This window comes from Nocardioides sp. Root190, assembly GCF_001428565.1.
GTDB lineage: Bacteria > Actinomycetota > Actinomycetes > Propionibacteriales > Nocardioidaceae > Nocardioides.
Genome location: NZ_LMIA01000010.1, coordinates 869,594 through 894,040, shown reverse-complemented (window position 1 = coordinate 894,040; position 24,447 = coordinate 869,594). Strand labels below are relative to the sequence as shown.

Sequence of the window (24,447 nt, the reverse complement as noted above, 5' to 3'; positions counted from 1 at the left end):
CCCTAAGGTTCAGATGTGACAGCGTCCGAGACGACGGCCCGCAAACGGCGGCCCTACGCCGCCCGCGTGCCCATGGCCCAGCGCCGCGAGCAGCTGCTCGACGCGGCGCTGGCCATCATCGACCGCGACGGCTACGACCGGATCTCGATCGACGCGATCGCCAAGGAGGTGGGGGTCACCCGGCCCGTCGTGTACGGCGCCTTCGACGACCTCGGCCAGCTCCTCGGTGCTCTGCTCGACCGTCAGCAGGAGCGCGCGATCACCCAGCTGTACGCCGCCCTGCCGCTCGATGCCGTCGGCAGCTCCCCCGTCGAGCTGGTCGAGCGTGCGGTGCCGGCGCTGCACGCGATGCTGCTGGCCGACCCGATGACCTGGCGCGCCATCCTGCAGTCCGGCTCCGGTGTCCCCGAGGCCGTCGGCCGCCGTGTCGACGGCGACCGCACCCGGGTGCTCGCCACCGTCGAGCTGATGATCTCCTCCGCGTTGCCGCAGGACTACGACGCGGAGCTGCTCGCCCATGCCGTGATCGCGCTGCTCGAGCACTTCGGCCGCCTCGTCCTGGCCGACCCGGAGCACTTCACCGCCGAGCGGCTCGCCACCAGCGCGCGCACGATGATCGGCGCGTGGCTCCCGTGACGGCGCCGGAACCCGCGACACCAGCGGTCCGGCTGGCCGGGCCGCAGGACGCCGCCCTCGTCGGTCGACTGCTCTTCGACTTCAACACCGAGTTCGAGACCGCGACCCCCAGCGCGGAGGAGTTCGCGGACCGCTTCGAGGACCTGCTGGCGCGCGAGGACGTGCTGGTCGTGCTCACCGAGGACCCCCGGGCGAGCGCGGGCACGGCGACCGGGTTCGGCTACCTCACACTGCGCCCCACGCCGTACGGCGACGGCCCGCTCGCCCAGCTCGAGGAGCTCTACGTCGTCCCCGCCCTGCGTGACCGCGGCATCGGCACGGCGCTGCTGACCCGCGCCGTCGCCGAGGTGCTCGCCCGCGGGGCGATCGAGATCCACATCAACGTCGACGAGGTCGACACCGACACCCGCCGCTTCTACGAGCGGCACGGCTTCACCAACATCGAGCCCGGCGAGGACCACCGGATGCTCTGCTACCTGCGCGAGCTCGACCCGCCCGGCTGACAGTCTCGACGGACGGTGCCGACCTACGGTGTCGGCGCTCGGGTGCACGCTGGCCCCATGACCACCTCCACTGGCACCTCCCCCGTCACCGAGCTCCTCGCCTTCTGCATCGACACCCCCGACGCAGCCCGGCTCGCCCGCTTCTACGCCGACCTCACCGGTGGCGAGGTCACCGGCGAGTACCCCGAGTACGGCTACGCCTCCGCGGCCGTGCTCGGCAGCACCCTGAACTTCCAGACCGTCGCCGACTACTCGCGTCCGGAGTGGCCCGGCCAGGAGCACCCCCAGCAGTTCCACCTCGACCTGCGCGTCTCCGACCTGGACGCGGCGACCGAGCTCGCGGTCGGTCTCGGGGCCTCCGTGGCACCGGTGCAGTCCGAGGACGCCACCTGGCGGGTCATGGTCGACCCCGACGGTCACCCGTTCTGCCTGTGCCCGCCCGCCGAGTAGGTCAGGTGGGTGACGTGCGGGGTGTGCCGCACGCTCACCGGCACCAGGCCGATCGCCGGCACCCCCTCGAACAGCCGTGACCCGCCCGCCGACGCCGCCAGCCCGGAGGTGTTCGGCGTGACGTGGTGGCGCAGCTCGTCGAGCAGGCCCGCCGCCAGGTAGGCGTTGACGGTGGAGGCACCGCCCGCGATCGAGACGTTGCGTTCGCCGGCCGCCTCCCGCGCCCGGGCCAGAGCAGACTCGATGCCGTCGGTGACGAAGTGGAAGGTCGTGCCGCCGTCCATCTCGAGCGGCGCCCGCGGGTGGTGGGTGAGCACGAAGACGGGGGCACGGTACGGCGGCTCCTCGCCCCACCACCCCCGCCACGCGAGGTCCCAGTCGCCCCGGCCGGGACTGAACATGTTGCGCCCCATGACGTAGGCACCCGCGTCGAGGATGGCGCTGACCTCGGCCCGGTTCTCCTCGCCGTGGTCGAACATCCAGGCATGCAGCGGGCCCTGGTCGAAGTCCCCGAACGGGCGCTCCAGGCACTGGCCGGGACCGGCGCCGAAGCCGTCGACGGTGGTGGAGATGTCCGCGCACACGATGCCCATGCCGGGTCGACCCGGCGCCGGCGGCAAACTCATCGCCCAGTCGGATCCTGCGGCGGATCCTGCGTGGGAGGATCGACTCGTGCTGGGCATCACCGACCTGTCGACGTACCTCGTCGGGCTGATCCTGATCATCCTGCTGCCCGGCCCGAACTCCCTCTACGTCCTGTCCGTCGCCGCCCGTCGCGGCAGCCGCGACGGCTACCGCGCCGCCGCCGGCGTGTGGACCGGCGACGCGGTCCTGATGACCCTGTCGGCGGCCGGGGTGGCCTCGCTGCTGCAGGCCAACGACGTGGCGTTCTCGATCGTGAAGTGGGTCGGCGCCGGGTACCTCGGCTACCTCGCCTTCACCATGCTGCGCGGCGCCTTGCTGATGTGGCGGGCCCGGCACCGAGCGGTCCAGGCGATCGCCGAGGGCGCCCCGCCGCCGGTGCCGAACGAGCGGCCCTACCGCCGCGCGCTCGTGATCAGCCTGCTCAACCCGAAGGCGATCCTGTTCTTCGTCGCCTTCTTCGTGCAGTTCGTGGACCCGTCCTACGCCCACCCGGCACTGTCCTTCCTCGCGCTCGGGGCGCTCGCCCAGGTCGCCAGCGTCGCCTACCTCTCGGCGCTGATCTTCGGCGGGACCCGCCTCGCCGCGACCTTTCGTCGACGGCGCGCACTCTCCGCGGCCGGCACGTCCGCCGTGGGCGCGATCTTCCTCGGGTTCGCGGTCAAGCTCTCGCTCGCGCACTCCTGAGGCTCACCAGGTGACGGCGTCGCAGTGCGACGAGCGGTCCCCCTCGACCTGGAGCGTGGCGTGCTCGATGTGGTGCCGGTCGCGGAGCACCTGCTGACCGGCCCGCAGCGCCGCACCCGCATCAGCACCCTCCGCCAGGACGAGGTGGGCGGTCGCGACGTTCATCCCCGACGTCAGCATCCACACGTGCAGGTCGTGGACGTCGCGCACGCCGGGGACCTCGGCCAGGCAGGCTGCGACGGCGTCGATGTCGAGACCGGCGGGCACGTGCTGTCCGAGCACGGAGAGCACCTCCCGCCCGAGCACGACCGCGCGGACCGCCACGAAGGCGCCGATCAGGAAGGCCACCACCGTGTCCCAGGCCCCGTTGCCGGTCGCCACAATCAGCACGCCCGCGACCAGCACGCCCACGCTGCCGGCGGTGTCGGCGACCACCTCGAGGTAGGCACCCTTCACGTTGATCGAGTCCTTCGCCCCGGCGCGCAGCAGGAGCAGGGCGATCAGGTTGACGACCAGGCCAAGCAGACCGACCAGGAGCATCGGCCCGGTCTCGACCTCGACGTCGGTGCCCATCCGTGCGACCGCCTCGATCACGACGTACACCGCGACGCCCAGCATCATCAGCGCGGCGAGGCCGGAGGCGAAGACCTCCGCCCGGTAGGAGCCATAGGTACGCCGCCCGGTGCTGTCGGCGCGGGTGGCGATCTTGGTCGCGACGAGCGCCGCCCCGAGCGCGACCACGTCGGCGGCCATGTGCCCGGCATCGGAGATCAACGCCAGCGAGCCGCTGATGATGCCGACCACGAGCTCGACGACGAAGAACGCGGCGATCAGGCAGAAGGAGATCGCCAGGCGCCAGCGGTGCCGCCCGCCGGCGTGGCCGCTGGCCGCGGCCGGTGCGTGTCCGTGCCCGTGTCCGACGCCCATCACCACTCCTCGTCGCCGTGCAGCGCCGCGGGACCGAAGTTCGCGGAGAGCACGACGGCCTCACCGGTCGCCTCCAGCAACCGCTCGGCTGCGCGCAGGACCTCGGCCGTGGCGCGGGGATGGGCCAGGGAGAACATCGAGGCCCGTCCGCTCGGTCGCGAGACCACCAGACCGCAGTCGCGCAGGCAGGCGAGGTGCTTGGAGACGGTCGACTGTGCGAGCCCGAGGTGGTCGGTGAGGTCGACGACCCGGTGCTCGCCGAGGGCGAGGTGCTGCAGGATCGCCAGCCGACTGGGGTCGCTCAGGCCGTGCAGCAGGCAGGCAGCCGCCACCAGTGACTCGACCTCGCCCCGGGACTCCGCTTTCATCGCCATATGACGATGAAAGCACCGTTGGGCGACGCCGGTCAATCCCGGAGCAAGGTAAAACATCTGCCGACATGGCCTCACGGTGCGCTCCGGTGTCCTACCGTCGAGGGTGGGGAAGGGAGGCCCCGTCGGGGCCCTCTGGTGCGACGAGCCGCTTGCGGTGGTCGGAGCGGGGGGCTGCTGTTGCGTGCACCCGGCGGGCGAGCGACATGCGAGTGACATCCGATGGCGAGCGTCGACGGACCCGTGAGGGCGTCCGCAGTGGACCCCCTCTCGACGAGATCCTTCCGGCGGGCACCTCGGAGGAGGCCGAGCGCCTCCGCCTGATCCTCGAGGCGACTCCCAACGCCATGGTCATGGTCGACCGCACCGGCGGCATCGTGCTGGTCAACGCCCAGGCCGAGGTGCTCTTCGGCACGGGGCGTGCGGACCTGCTGAGGATGAACGTCGAGGACCTCGTCCCGCGGCGCTCGCGCGACGCCCACCACGACTACCGCCGCCGCTACTTCGCGGACCCGTCCGCCCGGCCGATGGGCATCGGCCGCGACCTGTACGGCGTGCGCAGCGACGGCGTCGAGGTCCCCATCGAGATCGGCCTGAACCCGATCACGATCGGCGAGGAGCCCTTCGTGCTCGCCTCCGTCATCGACATCAGCGAGCGGCTGGCGACGCAGACCGCCCTGGAGACGTTGAGCCGTGACTCCCTGCGCCGCAGCATCCTGGCGAGCATGCCGTGCAGTGTCGTCGCGACCGACCTCGACGGCCTGATCGTCGCGGCGAACCCGGCGACCGAGCGGCTGCTGGGCTACCTGGAGACCGAGCTCGTCGGACAGCCCGTGGGGTGCATCTACGCCGTGGACCACGGTCGGTCGCTGCGACTCCACGCGAGCGGCGACGAGCGGGAGCTGGAGTACCGACGCCGCGACGGCTCGACGGTGGCCGTCGGCGAGGTGATCAGTCCGGTCACCGACGAGGACGGCGAGGTCACCGGCTACCTCGCGATCGGCTTCGACATCACCAAGCGGCTCGAGGTGCAGGCCGAGGTCACCTACCTCGCCAACCACGACGCCCTCACCGGACTGCCCAACCGCACGACGCTGACCAAGCACCTCGTCGACGCCATCCACCAGGCCGAGCGCCTCGGCGAGCGGGTCGCGCTGCTCCTGCTCGACGTCGACCACTTCAAGCGCGTCAACGACTCCCTGGGCCACCACGTCGGCGACCGGCTCCTGCTCGAGCTCGCCGAGCGGCTGGTCGAGACGACCGGCGAGGGTGACCTCGTGGCCCGCCTCGGCGGCGACGAGTTCGTCGTGGTGTTCAGCGGGCTCAGCGAGCTCGAGGACGTCCGTGCCCGCGTCGACCGGATCGCCGCCGCACTGCCCGGCGCGGTGACCGTCGACAACCGCGAGGTGCTCGCCACGGCCAGCATGGGCTGCGCCGTCTACCCGGACCACGGCAGCTCGCCGGCCCACATGCTCAAGAACGCCGACATCGCGATGTACCGCGCCAAGGCGGCAGGCCGCAACAACGTGCGCTGGTTCAACCCGTCGATGATCGCCGACGGCAACGACAAGCTGGTGCTGTCCTCGGCCCTGCAGCAGGCACTCGACCGTGGGGAGCTCACTGTCGCCTACCAGCCCCAGGTCGATCTCGGCACCGGGCGGCTGATCGGCTTCGAGGCACTGTCGCGGTGGGACTCGCCGACCCTCGGCATCGTCCCGCCCGACCGCTTCATCCCGGTCGCCGAGGACAGCGGCCTGATCGCCCAGCTCGGCGAGCAGGTGCTCCGTCAGGCCTGCAAGGACGCCGTCGTCCTGCGCGAGGAGTTCGGGATCCCGCTGCGGATCGCGGTCAACGTCTCGCCCCGCCAGTTCTCCCGCAGCACGTGGCTCTCCGAGGTGGAATCGGCCCTCACCGACGCCGGTCTCGACCCCGCCGCGCTCGAGCTGGAGATCACCGAGGGCGTCCTGATGGACGACGACCACGACGTCCACGCCGTCCTCGACGGGCTCAAGGCGATCGGTGCACGGATCGTCGTCGACGACTTCGGGCAGGGCTACTCCAGCCTCGCCTACCTGACCAGGTTCCCCGTCGACAAGCTCAAGATCGACCGCGAGTTCGTCCGACGGATCGCCACCACCGATGCCGATGCCGCGGTCATCGACGCCATTCTCGCCATGTCCCACGCCCTGGGCATGACGGTCGCTGCCGAGGGCGTGGAAACACCTGAGCAGGTGCTCTACCTGCGTGAACGGGGCTGTGACGAGGCCCAGGGATTCCTGTACGGCGAAGGCGTGCCACTGGTCCGGGTCCACGACGCGGTCGCCGCACTCGTGAACGGAAGGACCAACCGATGAGACTCGACCCGGCACCACACGACACCGCCCCCTCGCCCCTGTACGACGCCGTCACGGGCCTGCCGAACCGCGACCTCTTCCTCGACCGGCTGACCATGGCCCTCCACGGCGGCGAACGCACGGGTGATGCGACCGCGGTCGTCCTGGTGCGGGTCGACTCGGCCGACATCGCACTCGACGGACCGCCGGTGGCCGACATCGAGCCGGTGCTGCAGGGCATCGCGGAGCGGCTGCTCGGCGCCGTCAGGTCCTTCGACTCCGTGGGGCGCCTCGACACCCGGACGTTCGCGATCCTCTTCCAGGGCCGGATGGACGAGGAGATGTTGCGGATCCTCGCCCGGAGGGTGCTGTTCGAGCTCAGCCCACCCGTCCAGCTGCGACTTCGCCAGTACTTCATCATGGCGCGGCTCGGCGGCACGACCGCGGAGCCCGGCTTCGACAACCCCGAGGCACTGATGGAACGCGCCGCCGACGCCCTGCTCGAGGCCGAGCGACCGGAGTCCGAGCTGTTCGTGTTCCACGACATCGACAACGCGGCGGTGCCCCACCCGTCCTGAACGGGGGCGCCTATCCTCGTCCCGTGCTGATGCGACCGGTCGAGCTCGAAGCGATCCGCCGGGGCGAGATCGACCTCGCCTTCCGCCGGTGGGACCGACCGCGGGTCAAGGTCGGCACCCGACTCCGCACGGCCGTCGGCCTGGTCGAGGTGGTCAGCGTGGACCAGGTCCCCCTGTCCGCCCTGCGCGCCGCGGACGCCCGCCGCGCCGGTGCGGCCTCCCTCGCCGCACTGAAGGAGGCTCTCGCGCCGCGGGCCGAGCGGCCTGTCTTCCGGATCGGCGTGCGTTTCGCCGGCACCGATCCCCGCGAGACGCTGCGCGACACGGTCCCGGAGCCTGCGGAGGTCGCCACGATCCTGACCGGCCTGGACCGGCTCGACGCCGCCTCGCCCATCGGCCCGTGGACCCGCGCCACGCTGCGGATCATCGACACGAACCCCGAGGTCCGGGCGCCCGAGCTCGCCGCCCAGCTGGACCGGCCGACCCCCGAGTTCAAGCGCGACGTGCGCAAGCTCAAGGAGCGCGGGCTCACCGAGTCACTGGCCATCGGCTACCGGCTCTCCCCGCGCGGGGAGGCCGTGCTCGACCACGAGGACGGGTCGCGCGAGCGCGCCCCTCGTCGTACGGGAACTCCCTTGCCGCGCACCATCGGCGCGCCCGCGACCCGCGCGCTGCGGCTCGTCGACGTGCACACCCTCGAGGACGTCACCGCGTGGACGCGTCGCGACCTCGCCGCACTGCACGGTGTCGGACCGATCGCCCTGGACCGCCTCGACGCGGCGATGTCGCCACTCGGGTTGCGCTACCGCGACTGAGCGGGCAGCAGCACCATCGGCATGAGGTCGCGGACCTGCGTGCGCAGGCCGTCGAGCACACCCTCCTGCTCGCACAGGTGGCCGAGCAGGGCCTGCTGGAAGAGCCCGTCGAGCACGCCGTAGGCGACGTGCGGCGTCATCGCCGGCGCGCGCCCCGACAGCTCGGCGTAGGTGCTGACCACGCGCCAGATCATGTCCTCGAGGGTCTGGTCGATGCCGAGGACGGCCTCGCGCAGGTCCGCCTCGAACATGCTCTGCGAGCGCAGGTCGTACCAGAGGCGGTGCATCGGCGCCTCCTCCACGATCGTCTCCACGAGCTTGTCGGCAAAGGCGGCGACCAGGCCCTCGGGCGTCGTCGAGTCGGCGACGACCCCGTCGTAGCGGTGCACGCAGGTCGCCTTGTACTGCCGGACGCAGTAGACGATCAGCTCGAGCTTGTCGTGGAAGTAGTAGTGGACGACGCCGTGGGAGAACTCCGAGTTGTTCGCGATCTCGCGCAGGCTCGCCCGCGCGTAGCCGAGCTCACCGAGGGTCCGCAGGGCGGAATCGGCGAGGGCGCGGCGTCGGTCGTCGTGCTTGTCAGCAGGAGTACGACGCACCGTGGCAGTCGTCATGGGGCCTGAGGTTACCCGCTCCCGAGGCGTTTGTGGCCGGGTGACAAGAGAAATCTTGACGGTTGTCCAGAAAAGTCTTGACAGTCGTCAAGGCAAAGGAGTTGTGTGGCGTGCATCACCCCACCGACGAAGGAGTCGCTTCCCATGACGACCGCAACGACCTCAACCGAACTCGCCGGGCGCACGGCCCTGGTGACCGGTGGCGCCCAGGGCCTGGGCAAGAAGTTCGCCGAATTCCTCACCGCGGCGGGCGCGACCGTCGTCATCGCCGACCTGCAGGACGAGAAGGGCAAGGAGGTCGCCGAGTCGATCGGCGGCACCTTCGTGTACCTCGACGTCACCGACGACGCCTCGTGGGAGGCCGCGGTCGCGCAGGCCGTCAGCGAGGTCGGCGGGCTCGACATCCTGGTCAACAACGCCGGCATCGAGATCGCGAGCCTGTTCATCAACCTGGACGCCGATGTCGCCCGCCGGATCTTCGACGTCAACGTCGTCGGCACCTCGCTCGGCATCAAGCACGCCTTCCGGACCATGGGCCCCGGCGGCGCCGCGGGCAAGGGGGGATCGGTGATCAACGTCGCCTCGGTCGCCGCGCACATCGCGTTCCCGGCGCTGTCGCAGTACTCGGCGTCGAAGTCGGCCGTCGACCGGATCACCCGGGTGGCGGCGATGGAGGCCGGCAAGCTCGGTCTCGGCGTACGCGTCAACTGCGTCGCTCCCGGCCTGATCCCCAACGAGATGGGCGCAGGCCTGGCCAACGAGCTGACCGGCATGGGTCTCTTCGAGTCGGCCGAGGCTGCTGTCGGGCAGGTCGTCGAGCTCACCCCGTCGGGTGGGCTGGCCACCGAGGAGGACATCGCCGAGGCCGTGGTCTTCCTCGCCTCCGACCGCTCGAAGTTCATCAATGGCGTCGACCTGTCGGTCGACGGCGGAATGGGGATGTGACCATGACTGACACCAGCGCTTCCTCCAAGCCCGTCATCGTCTACGGAGCGTCCGGCTACACCGGCCGACTCATCTGCGAGTACCTCCGCGAGTACGGCGTCCCGTTCATCGCCGCCGGGCGCGACGAGGGCAGGATCAAGTCCTCGATGGAGGCCAACGTCCCCGGCATCGAGACCGCCGACTACGAGATCGTCCAGGTCGAGCACGACGTCGCCTCGCTCACCGAGCTGTTCAGCGGCGCCTCGGTCGTGTGCAACACGGTCGGCCCGTTCAGCAAGTACGGCCCCGAGGTCGTCGAGGCCTGTCTCGCCGCCGGCACCCACTACCTCGACACCACCGGCGAGCAGGACTGGCTGATCACCTGCGACGAGAAGTACGGCGCCGACTTCGCCGCCGCCGGGCTGCTCCTGTCGCCGGGCATCGCGCAGATGTACACGACCGGCGAGATCGCCGCCGAGCTCTGCCTGGAGAAGCCGGGCCTCGACTCCCTCGACATCGCGGTCTTCTGGGGCGGTTCTCCCACCATCGCCTCGACCCAGACCATCCTGGTCAACGCCGCAACCTCGAAGGCCCACTTCCTGGCACAGAACGCCTACGTCGAGTTCGATCCGACGCAGGGTCTGGTCCCGCTCGTGGTGCCCGGGCAGCACGAGCTCGCGCTGTCCCTGCCGTGGGGCGGCACCTCGCACCCGGTCTGGTACCGCAAGGACCCGCGGGTCGCGAACTGCAAGGCCCAGGGCGGTGTCTTCAACGCGGCGCTCATGCACGGGGTGCCGCAGATCGTCGCCGGCGCCATCGAGGCGACCAAGGACATGTCCGAGGAGGACCGCGACGCGACGCTGACCGCCACCGCCGCGCAGGTGATGAACCAGATGCCGCCTCGCGAGAACCCCCGTCTGAACAAGTCGCTCGACTCGGTGCACGCCTCGGGCCCGCTCGGTCGCGCCCACTGCGTGATCCACGGCAACCAGAACTACAAGCAGACCGGCCTCCTGCAGGCCTATGCGGCGTACTCCCTGCTCCAGCAGCCCCCGCTGCGCGTCGGCTTCGCGTCCGGTTGCAAGGCCTTCGGCCACCGCGAGCTGCTCGGCCAGCTGCGCGCGTTCGGACTGGTGTCCGAGCCGGTCATCACGGTCGAGGGCTGAGGGGGCGTTCGGTGCGTCTGGTCGACTACCTGGACAAGGGTGCGTCGCTGGGGGGCGACGCGCCCTGCCTGGTCTGCGACGGGCAGACGTGGACCTACGACGAGGTCCGCGACCTCGCCGGCAGGGTCGCGTCCGCCCTCGTGGGCCACGGCGTACGGCCCGGGGACAAGGTCGCGATCCTGTCCTCGAACGACCCGATCGCCTTCACGTGCGTCTTCGGGATCAGCCGTGCAGGTGCGGTGTGGTGCCCGATCAACCCGCGCAACGAAGCGAGCGAGAACCGTGAGCTCCTCGATCTCTTCGACTGCTCGGTGCTGATCTTCAAGGCCGCCTATGCCCCCCTGGTCGACCAGATCCGCGCCGAGCTGCCGAAGGTGACCACGCTGGTCTGCCTCGACGAGGACCTCGAGTGGGCCATGGGCTGGGAGGAGTTCCTCTCGGCGGGGACCGACCCCGTCGACCGGCTGGCCGAGGACGACCTCGCGCTGATCGTCGGCACCGGTGGCACCACCGGGCGCCCCAAGGGCGTGATGCTCGACGGCACCAACATCGAGACGATGACCGCGCTGACCCTGATGGGCTACCCGTGGCCCGATCCGGCAGCGACGGGAGGCACCCGGCCGACGTACCTCGCCCTGGCGCCGCTCACCCATGCCGCGGGCGTGCTCTGCTTCCCGGTGTTGACCCAGGGTGGCTCGATCGTGGTCATGCGCCAGCCCGACGTGGGGGCCTTCCTCACGGCGGTGCAGGAGCACCGGGTGACGCACACGTTCCTGCCGCCGACGCTGATCTACATGGTGCTCGACCACCCCGACCTCGAGTCGACGGACCTGAGCAGCCTGGAGTGCTTCTGGTACGGCGCCGCACCGATGTCGGCGCGCCGGCTGGAGGAGGCGCTCACCAGGATCGGACCCGTCATGGCGCAGCTCTTCGGGCAGACCGAGGCGCCGATGATGATCTCGATGATGTCACCGCGCGACCACTTCCGCGCCGACGGGACCATCGCCCACGAACGACTGTCATCAGCGGGGCGGCCGGCTCCGCTGGTGACGGTCTCCATCCTCGCCGACGACGGCACGCCCCTGCCGCAGGGCGAGCGCGGGGAGATCGTGGTCCGCAGCTCGCTGGTCATGCGGGGCTACTACAAGAACCCCGAGGCGACCGCCGAGGCGTCGGCCCACGGCTGGCACCACACCGGTGACATCGGCTACCTCGACGGTGAGGGATTCCTCCACATCGTCGACCGGGCCAAGGACATGGTGATCACGGGCGGGTTCAACGTCTACTCCACCGAGGTCGAGCAGGCGTTGATGGCGCACCCCGCCGTCGCCGACTGCGCCGTCGTGGGGTTGCCGGACGAGAAGTGGGGCGAGCGGTTGACGGCCGTCCTCCAGCTGCGACCGGGCCAGAGCGTCGACCCGCACGACGTCCAGGCGTTCGTGAAGGAACGCATCGGGAGCGTGAAGACGCCCAAGCAGGTGGAGGTGTGGCCGGACCTGCCGCGCTCCAAGGTCGGCAAGGTGCTCAAGACGGAGGTCAAGGCCCAGCTGTCACAGATCTGAGTCCGCTTGCACACCGCGCCATGCTGGAGTCATGCGCGCTGTGATGCACCACGAGTTCGGAGACCCTGCTGACGTCCTCGGTGTCGAGGAGATCGACGTCCCCGAGCCCGGCCCCGGCGAGGTGCGCCTGCGGACCCTGCTCGCGGCGATCCACAACCACGACCTGTGGACGATCCGCGGTTCCTACGGCTTCAAGCCCGAGATGCCGGCCCGCGCCGGCACGGAGGCGGTCGCCGTGGTGGAGGCGGTCGGCGAGGGTGTCGACCACCTCGCCGTCGGACAGCGGGTCGCCAGTGGCGGCACCTTCGGTGCGTGGGCCGAGCAGTTCATCGCCCGCGCAGGAGGGCTGATCCCGGTCCCGGACGGACTCTCCGACGAGGTCGCCGCCCAGCTGGTGTCGATGCCGTTCAGTGCGATCAGCCTGCTCGAGTCACTGGACCTGGCGCCCGGCGACTGGCTGGTGCAGAACGCTGCCAACGGCGCCGTCGGCCGGATGGTCGCGCAGCTCGGCGCTGCGCGCGGCATCAACGTGGTCGGCCTGGTCCGGCGCAGCGCCGGTGTCGAGGAGCTCGCCGCCCACGACATCGGCCGCATCGTCGCGACCGACACCGACGACTGGGCCGAGCATGTCCGGGCGATCGTCGGTGACGCACCGATCAAGGTCGGCGTCGACTCGGTCGGCGGCCGGGCCAGCGGCGAGGTGCTGTCCCTGCTCGCCGAGAGCGGCACGCTCGTGGTGTTCGGCGCGATGCAGTCGCCCACCATGGAGATCTCCTCGGGCGACGTGATCTTCAAGCAGGCCACGGTGAAGGGCTTCTGGGGCAGCACCGTCAGCCGCACCATGCCGGCAGACCAGCGCCGGGCGCTCTTCGGTGAGCTGATCCAGCGGATCGGCGAGGGCTCGCTGACCCTGCCCGTCGACACGATCTACTCCTTCGACGAGGTGCGCACCGCCGCCGCAGCCAACATGGAGCCCGGCCGCACGGGCAAGATCCTGCTGCGTCCCTGACGCGCGGGTCGCGGACCGACCTACTTGGCGACGTACCCCTTGAAGACATGGACGCCGTCCTTGGCCGCGGACGACGTCGCGCGGTTGGTGTTGAAGTACAGCCGCCCGCCGCTCGTGCCGACGCCCTCGATCTCGAACTTCTTGTACGCCGACGAGGTGATCCGGAAGGAGAGGTCCCTGGCCGAGGTGAGGCTGCCGGTCGTCGAGGCCGCGACGTTGCGGTAGACGAGCACGACGCTGCGGTTGGCCTTGGTCAGCGGGTAGTAGAGGACCTTCTTCGGGGCGTCGTAGAAGAAGCCCTGGTTGCTGAACGTGTCGAGGTCGGAGACGGTCTTGCCGTTCACCAGCGCGCCGACGACCTTGAGCGTGAACGCCTTGGTGAGCGCGACCGTGCCCGAGTTGGCCCGCAGCGAGATGCCGCCGCGATAGACCTGACGCCCGCTCTTGAAGAAGAAGTTGATCCGGCTGCTGGTCACCGAGACCCGGCTGATGCCGGAGACCGCCCTCGTCGAGCCGCTGAGCTTGACCGCGTAGGAACCGACCTTGCGGTAGGTCGTGCCGTCGTAGCGCAGCTTCACCAGCTGGGCACCGCTCGACCTCATCGTGACGACGAAGAAGTGGTGCTTGCCGTCGATGTCGACGATCGTCATGTCGTTCGCGTGTCCGAGCCAGGTGTTGTACGACGTGCCGTTGGTGCCGTTCTTCATCACCACGCGCGCGCCGGTCTTCTTGTTCACCCGGTAGATCACGGAACGGTCGTCGTTCTGGCTGGTCCGGGTCTTGATCGAGTAGAGGTAGCTCGCCCCGGCGGCGAAGCCCTGCGCGCCGGTCGCGCCGCTCGCATCGGGCGTGCTCGCGACGTCGGAGTAGGTGTTGTAGTAGGCCGCGTTGGCCGGCCCGGCCAGGCCGACGAGACCGGTGACGAGGGCCACCACGATCGCCAGACGTGTGCTCAACCGCATGTCATCTCCCGAGAATCGCCAGCTGCCACGCGGGTTCGCGGGCAGGTCGACCCTAGATCGCGACAGCCGTCCGCGCCAAGAGGCGACATGTCGACATGTCTCTTTGTCTACGTCGCCTGAATGCCGAGCAGGCGTGCCGCGTTGTCCCGCAGCACCCCCCGCGACCAGTCGTCACCGAGGCCGAGCTCGAGGACGGCATCGACCGCTTCGACGTACGGATAGGGGATGTTGGGGAAGTCGGACCCGAAGAGGATCCGCTCGCCGAGGGTGACCAGGTCGGCCCGACGACCGGCGGGGAAGGGTGAGGTCTCCTCGGTGAACCGGGTGAACGCCATCGTCGTGTCGAGGTGGACGAGGGGGTGCTCGAGCGCGAGGTCCAGGAAGTCCCCGTAGTCGGGCAGGCCGAGGTGGGCGATCACCAGCCGCAGGCCGTCGTGCCGCCGCAGCAGCTCGGCGGCCGCGGCCGGTCCCGTGAACCGGCCGGGCGCCGGGCCGTGCCCGACGTGGATGACGACGGGGGTCCCGGTCGCCGCGAGCAGGGACCACACGTCGTCGAGCAGCGGGTCGTTCGGATCGAAGTCGCCCACCTGGACGTGCACCTTGAAGATCCGCGCGCCCCGACCGATCGCCTCCTCGACGTACGACGCCGCGCCGGCCTCGGGGAAGAAGGTCGCCGAGTGCAGGCAGTCCGGGTGCTCGGCCGCGAAGTCCGCGCACCAGCCGTTCAGCCACTGCGCCATGCCCGGCTTGTGGGGATAGGCCAGGGAGGTGAAGTGCTCCACGCCGAGCGAGCGCAACGTCGCGACGCGCTCGTCCGAGGACGTGCGGTAGGCGATCGGCCACGGACGGCCCGTGAGCGGTCCGGCCTGGTCGAAGTAGTCCCAGACCTTCGCCATCATCCGGTCGGGCAGGAAATGCGTGTGCACGTCGATGATCCCCGGCAGGCCGAGACGATCGAGGCGTTCGCGCACCTGCCGGGCCTCGTCGGGCGGAACGATCTGCGAGCTCGCGGTCATGCTCGATTCTCGCCCAGCGCTCGTGGCAGCCGGCGCTCGACCACCGGATCGCCCGCCACGACGTGCTCCCGGACGATCCGCCGCGCGCACGAGGCATCGACCCCGCCGTACCAGACGTCCTCGGGATGGACGACGACAACAGGCGCCTGGTTGCAGGGGAACAGGCACCCGGTCTGGGTGACGAGCACGTCGTCGTCGCCCAGGCCCTGCACGCGCAGCTCGTCGTCGACGGCGCTCGCCGTCAGGGCCGAGCCCCGCGCCGAGCAGCGTGGACCGCGACAGACAAGGACGTGGTGGCGATGGCCCGGGACGTCCTCCCATGCGGGCGAGGCGAGCGGCGCCTCCGTCCCGCGCACCGCGCGACCGCTGACCACCACCTCGACCTCGGGATGGGAGCGGCGCCAGTGCCCGGCGACGCGACTTAGCCAGGACCGGGCCGTCGGTGCGCCCAGTCCCAGGCCGACCAGCTCGACACGGGTGGCCCCGGCTGCGGCGAGACGGTCCAGCTCGTCGGCCAGGCTGGGCGAACCCAGCTGCAGGTAGGCCACCGACGACCCCGTGGCTGCGGCGATGTCGTCGAGCTCGGCGGCGTGACGCGCCGCGTCGGCACCCAACGGAACCAGCACCGTCGCACGCATCAACGGGCCCGCTCGTCGTGCCACACCACATGCAGTCGGCCCGAGTGCTCGTGCGTTCCGACGGTGGCCTCGACGCCGTAGACGTCGTCGACGAGGTCCGAGGTCAACACCTCCGGCGGCGCACCGGCAGCGACGACCCGGCCGTCGCGCAGCACCACGAGGTGGTCACAGAAGGCCGCGGCGAGATCGAGGTCGTGCAGCGCGGCGATCACGGTCAGTCCGAGCTCGCGGACCGTGGCGAGCAGGTCGATCTGATGGGCGAGGTCGAGGTGGTTGGTCGGCTCGTCGAGCATCAGCACGCCCGGCTGCTGCGCGAGAGCGCGAGCGAGCTGCACGCGCTGCCGCTCGCCGCCCGACAGGGTCTGCCAGTCCCGGTCGACGAGGTGGGTCACCTCCGCGAGACGCATCGCCTCGGCGATCTCCTCCGCACCCTCCTGTCGCCCCGCCGGCCATCGACCGCGGTGCGGAATCCGGCCGAGCTCGATCACCTGGCCGGCCGTCAGTGGAAGGTTCGTCGACGAATGCTGCTCCAGGACGGCGATCCGGCGCGCCCGGGTGCGGGCCGACATGTCGTGCACGTCCTCCTCACCGAGGCGCACGCTGCCGCCCGCGGGCCTGCGCAGGCCCGCCATCACGTGCAGCAGCGAGGTCTTGCCTGAACCGTTGGGACCGAGCAGGCCGGTCACCGTGCCCGCCGGGCAGTCGAGTGACACGTCGTGCAGGATCCGGCGATCGCGCACGCCCCAGCTGAGGTCGCGGACGGTGACGCCGCCCTGGCTGGTCATCTGGCCGGTCTTCAGGCCGGTCATCTGGTCCTCGACTCCCGTCGCAGGAGGTAGGCGAACACCGGGGCGCCGATCACCGCCGTGACCACACCGATCGGGATCTCCTGGCCCTCGACGAGCGAGCGTGCGGCCGTGTCGGCCCAGATCATCAAAATGGCGCCGGCCAGTGCGCTGAGCGGGAGCAGTCGTCGGTGGAGCGGCCCGCACACCAGACGGATGACGTGGGGGACGACCAGCCCGACGAAGCCGATCGCACCCGTGTACGCGACCAGGCAGGCCGTGAGCAGCGCGGTGCCGACCATCAGGAGCCAGCGCACCCGGCGGATCGAGACACCGAGCGAGGACGCCGAGGAGTCACCGAAGGCGAACGCGTCGAGGTCTGCCGCACACGCGACGATGACGAGCAGGGCGAGGAGCGCCACGACGAGCAGCACCACGGCGCTCGACCAGCGGACGCCGGCCAGGGAGCCCATCGTCCAGGCGAGCACCCGCCGGGCAGCGTCGTGGTCGCCGCTCATCATCACCACGAAGGAGGTGTAGGCACCGCAGATCTGGCCGATCGCCACCCCGGCGAGCACGGTGCGCGCAGGTGGCAGGTCGCCGGTCCGGCCCGTCGAGAGGGTGAGCACGAGCGCCAGGGCGCCGAGTGCACCGACGAAGGCGCCGATGCTGAGGGCAGGGCCTCCGGCCATGCCCGCCACCCCTGCTCCGAGCACGAGCACCGACACCGCGCCGACCGTCGCCCCACCCGAGATGCCCAGCAGGTACGGGTCCGCGAGGTCGTTGCGGGTCAGTGACTGCAGGACGGCACCCGCGATGGCCAGCCCGGCTCCGGTCGCTGCGGCTCCGACGATCCGCGGCATCCGCAGCTGCCACACGATCCGGTCGTCGATCACCGTCACGTTGTCGATGCCCGCGCCGAAGCGACGCAGCACCACGGCGACCACGTCCCCGACCGGGACGTGGACCGAGCCGATCCCGACGGCCAGCACCACGGAGGCCAGCAGCGCGACCGACAGCAGCGCGCCGCTCACCCACCCGCCCGGCGTACGACGTCGGACCGGCGGCACGGCCTCCACGGCCTCCACGGCCTGCAGCATCAGCGCAGGTCGGCCAGCTGGGCACCGACCGCGAGTGCACCGTCGGCGAGCCGGACGCCCGGCGTCGTCTCGGAGAACGGCAGCACGACGTAGGCCTTTGCCTTCACCGCACGCAGGTTCTTCAGCACCGGGTCCTTCTCGAGCAACGCGATCTTGTCGTCCGCCGTCGACCAGCTGGCGTCGGCCAGGACGATGACGTCCGGGTCGGCCTTCACGACCTGCTCCCAGCTGATGTCGGCCCAGCCACCCTCGAGGTCGGCGAACAGGTTGGTCGCACCGACCGCATCGAGGATCAGCTGGGGGCCGCCCTCGCCCGCCCCGGCGAACGCCGTCTTGTCACCGGAGTCGAACCAGAAGACCTCGAATCCCTTGCCCGGGGCGGTCTTCTCGAGCTCGTCGAGCTGCGACTGCTGGGTCTCCTCGAGCGCATCGGCGCGGTCCGGGACGTCGAACACGTCGGCCACGGTCTCGATCTCGTCCCATACGGAGTCGAAGGAGACGTCGGCGCTGGGCTTGTTCTCCCCACACCCGAACAGCGAGAGGAAGGAGCCGATGCCGAGGTCGTCGAGCTCGGCCTGCGGTCCGGCGGCGTCATCGCCGAAGGCACTGGCGTAGGAGCCGTAGACGAAGTCCGGGTCGGCCTTCAGCAGGGTCTCGTTGTCGGGGTACTCCTCGGAGAGCACGTCGACGGCGTCGTACGCCGCCTTCCACTTCTCGGGGACGGCGTCGTCGAGGTAGCCGGTGCCGATCATGCGGTCCTGGAGGCCGAGGGCGAGCATCACCTCGGTGGCGCCCTGGTTCATGGTCACGGCGCGCTCGGGCGGCGCGGCGATGCTCGAGGTGTAGCCGCAGCTGGTGGCCTCGACGGGGTACGCGTCCCCGCCGGCCTCCTTCTGGTCGGCCTCGGGTGCGCCGGCGCAGCCGCCGAGGACAAGGGCCAACGGGAGGGCCAGCAGGGCAGAGGAAGAACGGGTCGGACGCGACGTCACGGGTCACTCATTTCGTTCCGAGGCTCTTGCGCGAAGCCTGCGTGGGTGGGGGGACGCAGACCCGGAGGTCCACGGCCAGCAGGTCTTCGGACTCGGGATCCACCGGACGGAGCGCCTTCCCAGGCTCCGTCAGCCGAGTGTCTGCTGCCGTCGCCCAGTGGCTTCGTGCTCCGCCCGTCACCCTCACCGCTGCGCGTCAGTCCCGGACTCTCACCGGGTTCCCTGACCCACGACAAACGTGAGTACGACTGGCGGGGCGGACGCTAGCAGACCGGTCCCAGCCGCGGGATGGGACCATGCGGGCGTGCTGTGCCACCGCTGTTACGCCGACCCCGCGCTGATGCCCGACTGCGCGGCGTGCCGCGGCAGCGGTCGAGCGACCCGGATCCCGCTCTGCGACGAGCCGTGGAACGAGGTCGTGCCGGGCCTGTTCCAGGGCGGCCACGACGTCCTCTCCCAGGCCAGGACCTGCGTCGTCGGTGACGAGTTCGACCTCGTCATCAGCATGGTGACGCGCGCCGGGTACGGCCCCGCCGACGGCGTCGAGCACCACGTGCTCCGCATGGCCGACGCCGCCGTCGACCAGGGCATCGCCCGTCGCGTCGCCGAGCTCGCGGGCGTCGCCGCCGCCGCGGTCCGCGACGGCCGGAGCGTCCTGGTGCGCTGCTCGGGAGGCCTCAACCGGTCGGGCCTGATGGTCGCGAGCACGCTGGTCGAGCTCGGTCACGACGTACCGTCCGCGATCGACCTCGTCCGCCGGGCGCGGGGTCCCTGGGCGCTGACGAACCCGATGTTCGTGCGGCACCTGCACACGCTCTGAGCGGCTGCCCCACCCGCAGGCCTACAGCCGCGCGAGCAACGTCCGCATCCGCTCGGCCTCCGCGCCCTGCCCGACCACGATGTCGTTCGCGATCTCGGTGACCTGCACGTCGGATCCCTTGACTGCGACGACGTCGGCCATGTCGATGGCGCCCTGGTGGTGCTGGATCATCCCCTCGAGGAAGAGCCGGTCGAACTCGGTGCCGCTGGCGTCCTCGAGCGCCTGGAGCTGCGCGGCGGTGAGCATGCCGTGCATCGTCGCGTGACCGTGCTCGCCATGGTCGAAGTCGGAAGGTGCATCACTTGCCGAGGGCACGGCGAGGTTGCGGTCGCTGAGCCAGGCGCCCATCGTCAGGATCTCGGGTCGTTGGGAGGCGAGGATCCGGCGCGCCATCGACTTGACCGCCGGCGAGAGGGCGCGTGAGGGAGCGAGTTCCGACATGGTCAGCGCCTGCGCGTGGTGCGGGATCATCATCTGCATGAACGCGACGTCGTCGTGGGCGAAGGCGGCGTGCTCGGCCGTCTCCCCGGGCGCGAGGGTCGAGGCGTCCTCTCCCGGGCCGCCGGGCTGGATCACCGCGGGCGAGCTCGCGGCGTCGGGCTCCCGGGAGTCCTCCTTCTCGAGACATCCGGTGAGCGAGAAGGCCGTCAGGGCGGCGACGGCGAGCGTCGCGACCATGCGGTGGACAGGGGAGAACGACCGAGACCGAGACACCGAGAAGCTCCTCGAAAGGGGTTGTGGGAAGTCCTCACCATAGGCGAGAGTCGAAGCTCGGATCCTCATCCAAATTCTCGGGAGTGAACATGTCGATCCCTGTCCCCCTGCGCCTGCGCAGACTCGGCGTCGCCTCATTGGGCGTGCTCGCCCTCGGCGTGACAGCCCTGACCCAACCTGTCTTCGCCCACGACGACACCGATGCCCAGGAGCCCCCGGCAGCCCAGTGCCCACCCGGCCAGCAACGCAGCGCAGAGAAGGCCGGCGACAACTTCCGGCTCTCCTGCCAGCCCGGTCAGGACCTGGCCCGGCTCGACGACACCGACGCGGTGCTCGAGCCCGGCGAGGTCGACAAGAGCCGCAACATCGACCTCCTCGCGAACCTGCCGAAGTCCGGGCCCTTCGCAGCCGAGGGGTCCTTCCAGACCGACCTCGCGTTCCAGGGCAACTACGCGTTCCAGGGCAACTACGACGGGTTCACGGTCTACGACATCCGCAAGCCGCAGAAGCCGCGCATCGTCACCCAGGTCCTGTGCCCCGGCTCGCAGAACGACATCTCCGTGTACGACGACCTCCTGGTCCTGAGCGTCGACTCGAGCCGCAGCAACAACACCTGCGACAACGTCGGGCAGTCGGCGACGATCAAGGAGTCGTGGGAGGGCATCCGGGTCTTCGACATCAGTGACCCGACCGAGCCCGAGTACGTCGCGGCCGTCGAGACGGCCTGCGGGTCGCACACCCACACGCTCGCCCCGTCGAAGAACCGGCGCGACCTCTACGTCTACGTGTCGTCGTACTCCCCCAACGCGAGCTTCCCCGACTGCCAGCCGCCGCACGACCAGATCAGTGTCGTGAAGGTGCCGCTGCGCTCTCCGGAGGACGCAGCCGTGGTCAGCACCCCGGTGCTGTTCCCCGACGGCGGCAACCCGTCGGGCGGCTACTCCAGCACGACCTCGGGCTGCCACGACCTGACGGCCTACCCCCGCAAGGACATCGCGGCCGGCGCCTGCATGGGTGACGGCGTGCTGATCGACATCTCCGACCGGGAGAACCCCGTGGTGACCGAGCAGGTGCGCGACACCGAGAACTTCGCGTTCTGGCACTCCGCGACCTTCAACAACGACGGCACCAAGGTCGTCTTCACCGACGAGCTCGGAGGCGGCGGTGGCCCGACCTGCAACCCGACCGTCGGCGAGGTCAAGGGAGCCGACGGGATCTACGACATCCGGCGCGGCAAGCTGGTCTTCCGCTCCTACTTCAAGATCCCGCGGACCCAGGCCAACACCGAGAACTGCGTGGCCCACAACGGCTCGCTGATCCCGGTCAAGGGCCGCGACATCATGGTGCAGGCGTGGTACCAGGGCGGGATCTCGGTCTGGGACTTCACGAACTCCGCCAGGCCGAAGGAGATCGCGTACTTCGACCGCGGCCCGCTCTCGACGGAGCGGCTCATCCTCGGCGGATCGTGGTCGGCGTACTGGTACAACGGCCACATCTACTCCAGTGACATCCAGCAGGGCCTCGACGTGTTCCGCGTCCGGGACCCGCGTGTCGCACCGGCCCAACGGGTCCGGCTCGACGAGCTGAACGTCCAGTCCCAGACGTCGTACTGATCCGTCTCCCGTCTCCCGGCCCTCGGGCCGGATCAGCCGGTGTCGCGCACCCTCACCATCCCGGCGAGGGTCGCGACGTACACCGAGCTGTCCGGTCCGAGGGTGACGGCGGCGTAGTTGTTGTTGAAGAGGATCCCGATGCCGGTACGCACCTCGAAGGCGAGCCTGCCGGTGCGCGCGTCCATCGCGGTGAGGTACCACGCGTTCACGCCCCAGGGGCTGGACTTCTTCGTGTAGGCGTACACGAGCCCGTTCGCCAGCGACGCCTTCGCGACCGAGGTCGGCGCGGCGATCTCGTTGGTCCACGCCGTCGAGCACGTGCCCGTGTCCGGGTCGACCTCGACGCGCGCGAAGCCGCCCGGCGTCGCGCGGCCCAGGATCGTGCGCAGCGGGCTGGAGTAGCCGTGGTTGTTCTCGACCACGACAGCGTTGCGGTCGACGAGGACCAGTGAGTTCTCCGTCGCGCTCTCGTCGTCGCCGAAGACGGGCTCGCGGCAGACCAACGCACCGTCGGACTGGCGGTGGAACTGCACGTGCATGCGCGGCTCGGCGTTGTCGGTGATCGCGACCAGACCGCCGGGCATCAGCGTCGGGGTGGTGCCGCTGCCCTGACTGAGCTGCCCCGGCTTCACCTGCGAGCCACGGTCGTAGGGCTGCTCCCAGACCGTACGGATCCGGCCGCGGACTGCACGCAGCTTGACGAAGCGGTGCGTGGTGACGGCATACAGGCCGCCGTCGGCACCGACCGAGACGGAGTTCACGATCTCCTCGCCCAGCTCGAGGACCGGCGAGGGCTCGTCCGGGGTCGAGCCGGACGGTGCGAGTCCGACTCGGCCGTCGCGGGTGACCCACCACGTGCCCTGGTCCCGCCAGTCGGGCATGAGCGCGATCAGGCAGTCCTCGGCCGGGATCTCGTCGGTGAGGTCGACGGCGGTCTCGACGTGCAGGGCGGGCTCGCCGCGGGCGTCGCTGGTGCTGACGGTGAGGATCCGGCGGTCCGTGGTGGCGAGCACGGCGCGGTCCTCGGCGTCGAGGTAGAAGTAGGCGCCGCCGCAGAGGTTCTCCCACGGCTTGCGTCCGCGGCCGTCGCCACGCTCCGGCAGCACCAGGGTTGCCTGCGGTGCCATCGAAGCGGGATCCAGGACGTGCATGATCGCGCCCCGGAGGTTGCCGCACAGCGCGATCAGGCGGCCCGCGGAGTCGAAGGCCAACGTCGCGCACTCCTTGACGCCGAACCACGCGGTGTCGACCTCGGGGTCCAGCCCGAGCGGGCCGGCACCGGCGTAGGCATCACTGGACCAGCCGTCGTTGTGCATCGCCGAGCGGCCGTTGGCCGCCAGGCTGGGATGCTGGGGAAGGGTGATCTCGATCGGCTGCGCGGAGACCGGGCTGCCGGCGTACGACGGCGTGACCAGGGCACCGGCACCGGGCGGGATCGGGAGGCGACCGTCCGGGACCAGCACGACCACCAGCACGACCGCGGCGATCGCACCCACCCATGCGAGGAGCACCCGTCGGGTCGGGCGCAGCCACTGGCGCACCCGCGGGAGACCGAGGCAGGCCATCGCGAGCAGCAGGACCCACGGCCCGAACGCCCACCACAGCAGCAGGACCCCGAGGAGGGTCAGGCTCCGGACGAAGCGCGCTGGGTTCCCGCGGTCGGCCGCCATGGCCGCCACCCTAGGGACACGGCGACCTCAGCGGACGTGGAACCCCAGGGGTCGTACGGCGGTGTCGCCGGGGCGGGTGCCGATCCGCCACTCGGCGAAGGTGGTGCGCAGGTCGAGGTCGACGTCCGGGTTGGCCCGGGCGTACTCGTCGACGACGTGCTCCGGGTCGATCCGCTGGCGCTGCTCGATCAGCCTGCGGTAGGCGACGAACTGTCGCAGGGTGTACGCCTTCGATGCATGATCCCGAGTCATGGCCCCCACGGTATCTCGCACCGGTGCGCGCGTCGACGCGGCGGGTTGGCCCGGCGACCGACCCGCCGGTCAGGGCGCGCGGAAGACGACGCTGACGTAGACGGTGCCGTCGTTGTCGCGCCAGGCACCGACGCCGGCGTTGCGGAACCGCTTGGTCAGCAGTACGTCGCGGTGACTCCCCGAGCCCATCCAGGACCGGACGATCCTGCTGGCGTCGCGGAAGCCGCGGCCCCTGCCGATCACCTCGCCGACCATCGTCGCGTCGCAGCCGGACAGGGCGTTGCGCAGGCCCCCGAGGTGCACCAGGACGTCGTTGACCGCCATCCGCCGGCTCCTCGACTCGGCGTACCGGTCGACGCAGCCGCCAGCGCGCAGGGGACGGAGCCCGCGCGCGGTCCGGCGCAGGTTGATCTGCCGCAGGACGGCGCTCTCGTAGCTCGCCGGCATGGCAGAGACCGACTGCGCGGCAGCCGGCGGCTGCTGGACGGTGGTGGAGGCCGTCAGGGCGGTCGTGGCGATCAGCCCGGCCGCGGCCGAGCGGAGGAGTGTGCTCATGAGTGGGTCCCTTCCGAGATGGTTCCCAAGGTGCGTCCCCCGCTTCCTTGCACAGGGGAGTACCCGGCTCCCGGAACCTGATCCCTGGACCGACAGCGATCTCGACGCCAACGACG

At 70.6% G+C, this 24,447-nt stretch carries 27 protein-coding genes and 1 riboswitch; of the genes, 13 read left to right on the top strand and 14 right to left on the bottom strand.

Translation table 11 applies throughout. The features are described from left to right. Positions 1-15: 15 nt before the first annotated feature. The 3 genes from ASE01_RS17050 to ASE01_RS17040 are packed head-to-tail and all read left to right on the top strand — an operon-like array spanning position 16 to position 1,589. Positions 16-636: a TetR/AcrR family transcriptional regulator gene (locus ASE01_RS17050; protein ID WP_056754575.1), complete on the top strand. Its 621-nt coding sequence runs from the start codon at positions 16-18 to the stop codon at positions 634-636. Beyond that, a complete protein-coding gene (locus tag ASE01_RS17045; protein WP_082606168.1) occupies positions 633-1,139 on the top strand; it encodes a GNAT family N-acetyltransferase in 507 nt (168 codons plus the stop codon). Before ASE01_RS17050 ends, ASE01_RS17045 begins: the two co-directional genes overlap by 4 nt. A gap of 57 nt (positions 1,140-1,196) precedes the next feature. Further along, positions 1,197-1,589: a VOC family protein gene (locus ASE01_RS17040; protein WP_056754998.1), complete on the top strand. Its 393-nt coding sequence runs from the start codon at positions 1,197-1,199 to the stop codon at positions 1,587-1,589. Here the strand turns inward: ASE01_RS17040 and ASE01_RS17035 are convergent. Further along, positions 1,556-2,215 (bottom strand): dihydrofolate reductase family protein, encoded by a 660-nt coding sequence (locus tag ASE01_RS17035; protein WP_235536058.1) that lies wholly within the window; start codon positions 2,213-2,215, stop codon positions 1,556-1,558. The genes ASE01_RS17040 and ASE01_RS17035 overlap by 34 nt on opposite strands. Before the next feature lie 46 nt (positions 2,216-2,261). Between ASE01_RS17035 and leuE the strand changes: the two genes are divergently transcribed. Continuing rightward, complete coding sequence (gene leuE, locus ASE01_RS17030; RefSeq protein WP_056754995.1) at positions 2,262-2,918, top strand: leucine efflux protein LeuE; 657 nt, start codon at positions 2,262-2,264, stop codon at positions 2,916-2,918. Between the two features lie 3 nt (positions 2,919-2,921). Here the strand turns inward: leuE and ASE01_RS17025 are convergent, their stop codons facing one another. Together ASE01_RS17025 and ASE01_RS17020 are read right to left on the bottom strand one after the other, a co-directional pair. Next, positions 2,922-3,845: a cation diffusion facilitator family transporter gene (locus ASE01_RS17025; protein ID WP_056754569.1), complete on the bottom strand. Its 924-nt coding sequence runs from the start codon at positions 3,843-3,845 to the stop codon at positions 2,922-2,924. Continuing rightward, positions 3,845-4,219 carry an ArsR/SmtB family transcription factor gene (locus tag ASE01_RS17020; RefSeq protein WP_056754566.1) on the bottom strand — a complete coding sequence of 125 codons (375 nt, stop codon included), beginning with the start codon at positions 4,217-4,219 and terminating at the stop codon, positions 3,845-3,847. Before ASE01_RS17020 ends, ASE01_RS17025 begins: the two co-directional genes overlap by 1 nt. 203 nt (positions 4,220-4,422) lie before the next feature. On the opposite strand from ASE01_RS17020, the gene ASE01_RS17015 reads away from it, so the two are divergent. Genes ASE01_RS17015 through ASE01_RS17005 form a run of 3 tightly spaced genes read left to right on the top strand, consistent with a single transcriptional unit; the run spans position 4,423 to position 7,942 of the window. After that, positions 4,423-6,570 (top strand): putative bifunctional diguanylate cyclase/phosphodiesterase, encoded by a 2,148-nt coding sequence (locus ASE01_RS17015; protein ID WP_162260306.1) that lies wholly within the window; start codon positions 4,423-4,425, stop codon positions 6,568-6,570. Beyond that, positions 6,567-7,127, top strand: coding sequence for a diguanylate cyclase domain-containing protein (locus tag ASE01_RS17010; protein ID WP_056754560.1), 561 nt, complete (start codon positions 6,567-6,569; stop codon positions 7,125-7,127). Before ASE01_RS17015 ends, ASE01_RS17010 begins: the two co-directional genes overlap by 4 nt. A gap of 23 nt (positions 7,128-7,150) precedes the next feature. After that, entirely contained in the window at positions 7,151-7,942 is a 792-nt protein-coding gene (locus tag ASE01_RS17005; protein ID WP_056754557.1) for a hypothetical protein, read from the top strand. Here the strand turns inward: ASE01_RS17005 and ASE01_RS17000 are convergent. Beyond that, the gene (locus tag ASE01_RS17000; RefSeq protein ID WP_056754554.1) at positions 7,930-8,556 is read right to left on the bottom strand and encodes a TetR/AcrR family transcriptional regulator; all 627 of its coding nucleotides are present in this window, start codon (positions 8,554-8,556) and stop codon (positions 7,930-7,932) included. The genes ASE01_RS17005 and ASE01_RS17000 overlap by 13 nt on opposite strands. 144 nt (positions 8,557-8,700) lie before the next feature. Here ASE01_RS17000 and ASE01_RS16995 point away from each other — a divergent pair, with 144 nt between their 5' ends. Genes ASE01_RS16995 through ASE01_RS16980 form a run of 4 tightly spaced genes read left to right on the top strand, consistent with a single transcriptional unit; the run spans position 8,701 to position 13,217 of the window. After that, complete coding sequence (locus ASE01_RS16995; protein WP_056754551.1) at positions 8,701-9,501, top strand: SDR family NAD(P)-dependent oxidoreductase; 801 nt, start codon at positions 8,701-8,703, stop codon at positions 9,499-9,501. Positions 9,502-9,503: 2 nt separating this feature from the next. Continuing rightward, on the top strand, positions 9,504-10,646 hold the full coding sequence (locus ASE01_RS16990; RefSeq protein WP_056754549.1) for a DUF5938 domain-containing protein: 1,143 nt from the start codon (positions 9,504-9,506) through the stop codon (positions 10,644-10,646). Positions 10,647-10,657: 11 nt separating this feature from the next. Then, positions 10,658-12,208: an acyl-CoA synthetase gene (locus tag ASE01_RS16985; protein WP_056754546.1), complete on the top strand. Its 1,551-nt coding sequence runs from the start codon at positions 10,658-10,660 to the stop codon at positions 12,206-12,208. A gap of 31 nt (positions 12,209-12,239) precedes the next feature. Further along, positions 12,240-13,217 carry a zinc-binding dehydrogenase gene (locus ASE01_RS16980; protein WP_056754543.1) on the top strand — a complete coding sequence of 326 codons (978 nt, stop codon included), beginning with the start codon at positions 12,240-12,242 and terminating at the stop codon, positions 13,215-13,217. A 20-nt stretch (positions 13,218-13,237) separates the two neighbouring features. Here the strand turns inward: ASE01_RS16980 and ASE01_RS16975 are convergent, their stop codons facing one another. The 6 genes from ASE01_RS16975 to ASE01_RS16950 all read right to left on the bottom strand — a co-directional run bounded on the left by ASE01_RS16975 (position 13,238) and on the right by ASE01_RS16950 (position 18,707). Then, a complete protein-coding gene (locus ASE01_RS16975; RefSeq protein WP_157537428.1) occupies positions 13,238-14,173 on the bottom strand; it encodes a hypothetical protein in 936 nt (311 codons plus the stop codon). Between the two features lie 113 nt (positions 14,174-14,286). After that, a complete protein-coding gene (locus ASE01_RS16970; RefSeq protein WP_082606132.1) occupies positions 14,287-15,195 on the bottom strand; it encodes an amidohydrolase family protein in 909 nt (302 codons plus the stop codon). Beyond that, positions 15,192-15,833 carry a (2Fe-2S) ferredoxin domain-containing protein gene (locus ASE01_RS16965; protein ID WP_056754539.1) on the bottom strand — a complete coding sequence of 214 codons (642 nt, stop codon included), beginning with the start codon at positions 15,831-15,833 and terminating at the stop codon, positions 15,192-15,194. Before ASE01_RS16965 ends, ASE01_RS16970 begins: the two co-directional genes overlap by 4 nt. Beyond that, on the bottom strand, positions 15,833-16,642 hold the full coding sequence (locus ASE01_RS16960; RefSeq protein WP_235536057.1) for an ABC transporter ATP-binding protein: 810 nt from the start codon (positions 16,640-16,642) through the stop codon (positions 15,833-15,835). The genes ASE01_RS16965 and ASE01_RS16960 overlap by 1 nt, the downstream gene beginning before the upstream one ends. Then, positions 16,639-17,718, bottom strand: a complete 1,080-nt coding sequence (locus ASE01_RS16955) for a FecCD family ABC transporter permease (RefSeq protein ID WP_082606131.1) — start codon at positions 17,716-17,718, stop codon at positions 16,639-16,641. The genes ASE01_RS16960 and ASE01_RS16955 overlap by 4 nt, the downstream gene beginning before the upstream one ends. After that, a complete protein-coding gene (locus tag ASE01_RS16950) occupies positions 17,718-18,707 on the bottom strand; it encodes an ABC transporter substrate-binding protein (RefSeq protein ID WP_056754536.1) in 990 nt (329 codons plus the stop codon). Before ASE01_RS16950 ends, ASE01_RS16955 begins: the two co-directional genes overlap by 1 nt. 59 nt (positions 18,708-18,766) lie before the next feature. After that, positions 18,767-18,975: riboswitch (cobalamin riboswitch) on the bottom strand. Positions 18,976-19,011: 36 nt separating this feature from the next. Here ASE01_RS16950 and ASE01_RS16945 point away from each other — a divergent pair. Continuing rightward, positions 19,012-19,527, top strand: coding sequence for a dual specificity protein phosphatase family protein (locus ASE01_RS16945; protein WP_200958869.1), 516 nt, complete (start codon positions 19,012-19,014; stop codon positions 19,525-19,527). A 21-nt stretch (positions 19,528-19,548) separates the two neighbouring features. Here ASE01_RS16945 and ASE01_RS16940 read toward each other — a convergent pair whose 3' ends face one another. Further along, on the bottom strand, positions 19,549-20,241 hold the full coding sequence (locus tag ASE01_RS16940; protein ID WP_162260305.1) for a DUF305 domain-containing protein: 693 nt from the start codon (positions 20,239-20,241) through the stop codon (positions 19,549-19,551). Between the two features lie 89 nt (positions 20,242-20,330). On the opposite strand from ASE01_RS16940, the gene ASE01_RS16935 reads away from it, so the two are divergent. Then, complete coding sequence (locus ASE01_RS16935; protein WP_056754529.1) at positions 20,331-21,854, top strand: LVIVD repeat-containing protein; 1,524 nt, start codon at positions 20,331-20,333, stop codon at positions 21,852-21,854. Between the two features lie 32 nt (positions 21,855-21,886). On the opposite strand, the gene ASE01_RS16930 is transcribed toward ASE01_RS16935, so the two are convergent. The 3 genes from ASE01_RS16930 to ASE01_RS16920 form a co-directional block, all read right to left on the bottom strand. After that, the gene (locus ASE01_RS16930) at positions 21,887-23,524 is read right to left on the bottom strand and encodes a hypothetical protein (RefSeq protein WP_056754526.1); all 1,638 of its coding nucleotides are present in this window, start codon (positions 23,522-23,524) and stop codon (positions 21,887-21,889) included. A gap of 27 nt (positions 23,525-23,551) precedes the next feature. Then, complete coding sequence (locus tag ASE01_RS16925; protein ID WP_056754523.1) at positions 23,552-23,776, bottom strand: hypothetical protein; 225 nt, start codon at positions 23,774-23,776, stop codon at positions 23,552-23,554. 69 nt (positions 23,777-23,845) lie between these two features. Beyond that, positions 23,846-24,331 carry a CAP domain-containing protein gene (locus ASE01_RS16920; RefSeq protein WP_056754520.1) on the bottom strand — a complete coding sequence of 162 codons (486 nt, stop codon included), beginning with the start codon at positions 24,329-24,331 and terminating at the stop codon, positions 23,846-23,848. Between the last annotated feature and the right edge of the window lie 116 nt (positions 24,332-24,447).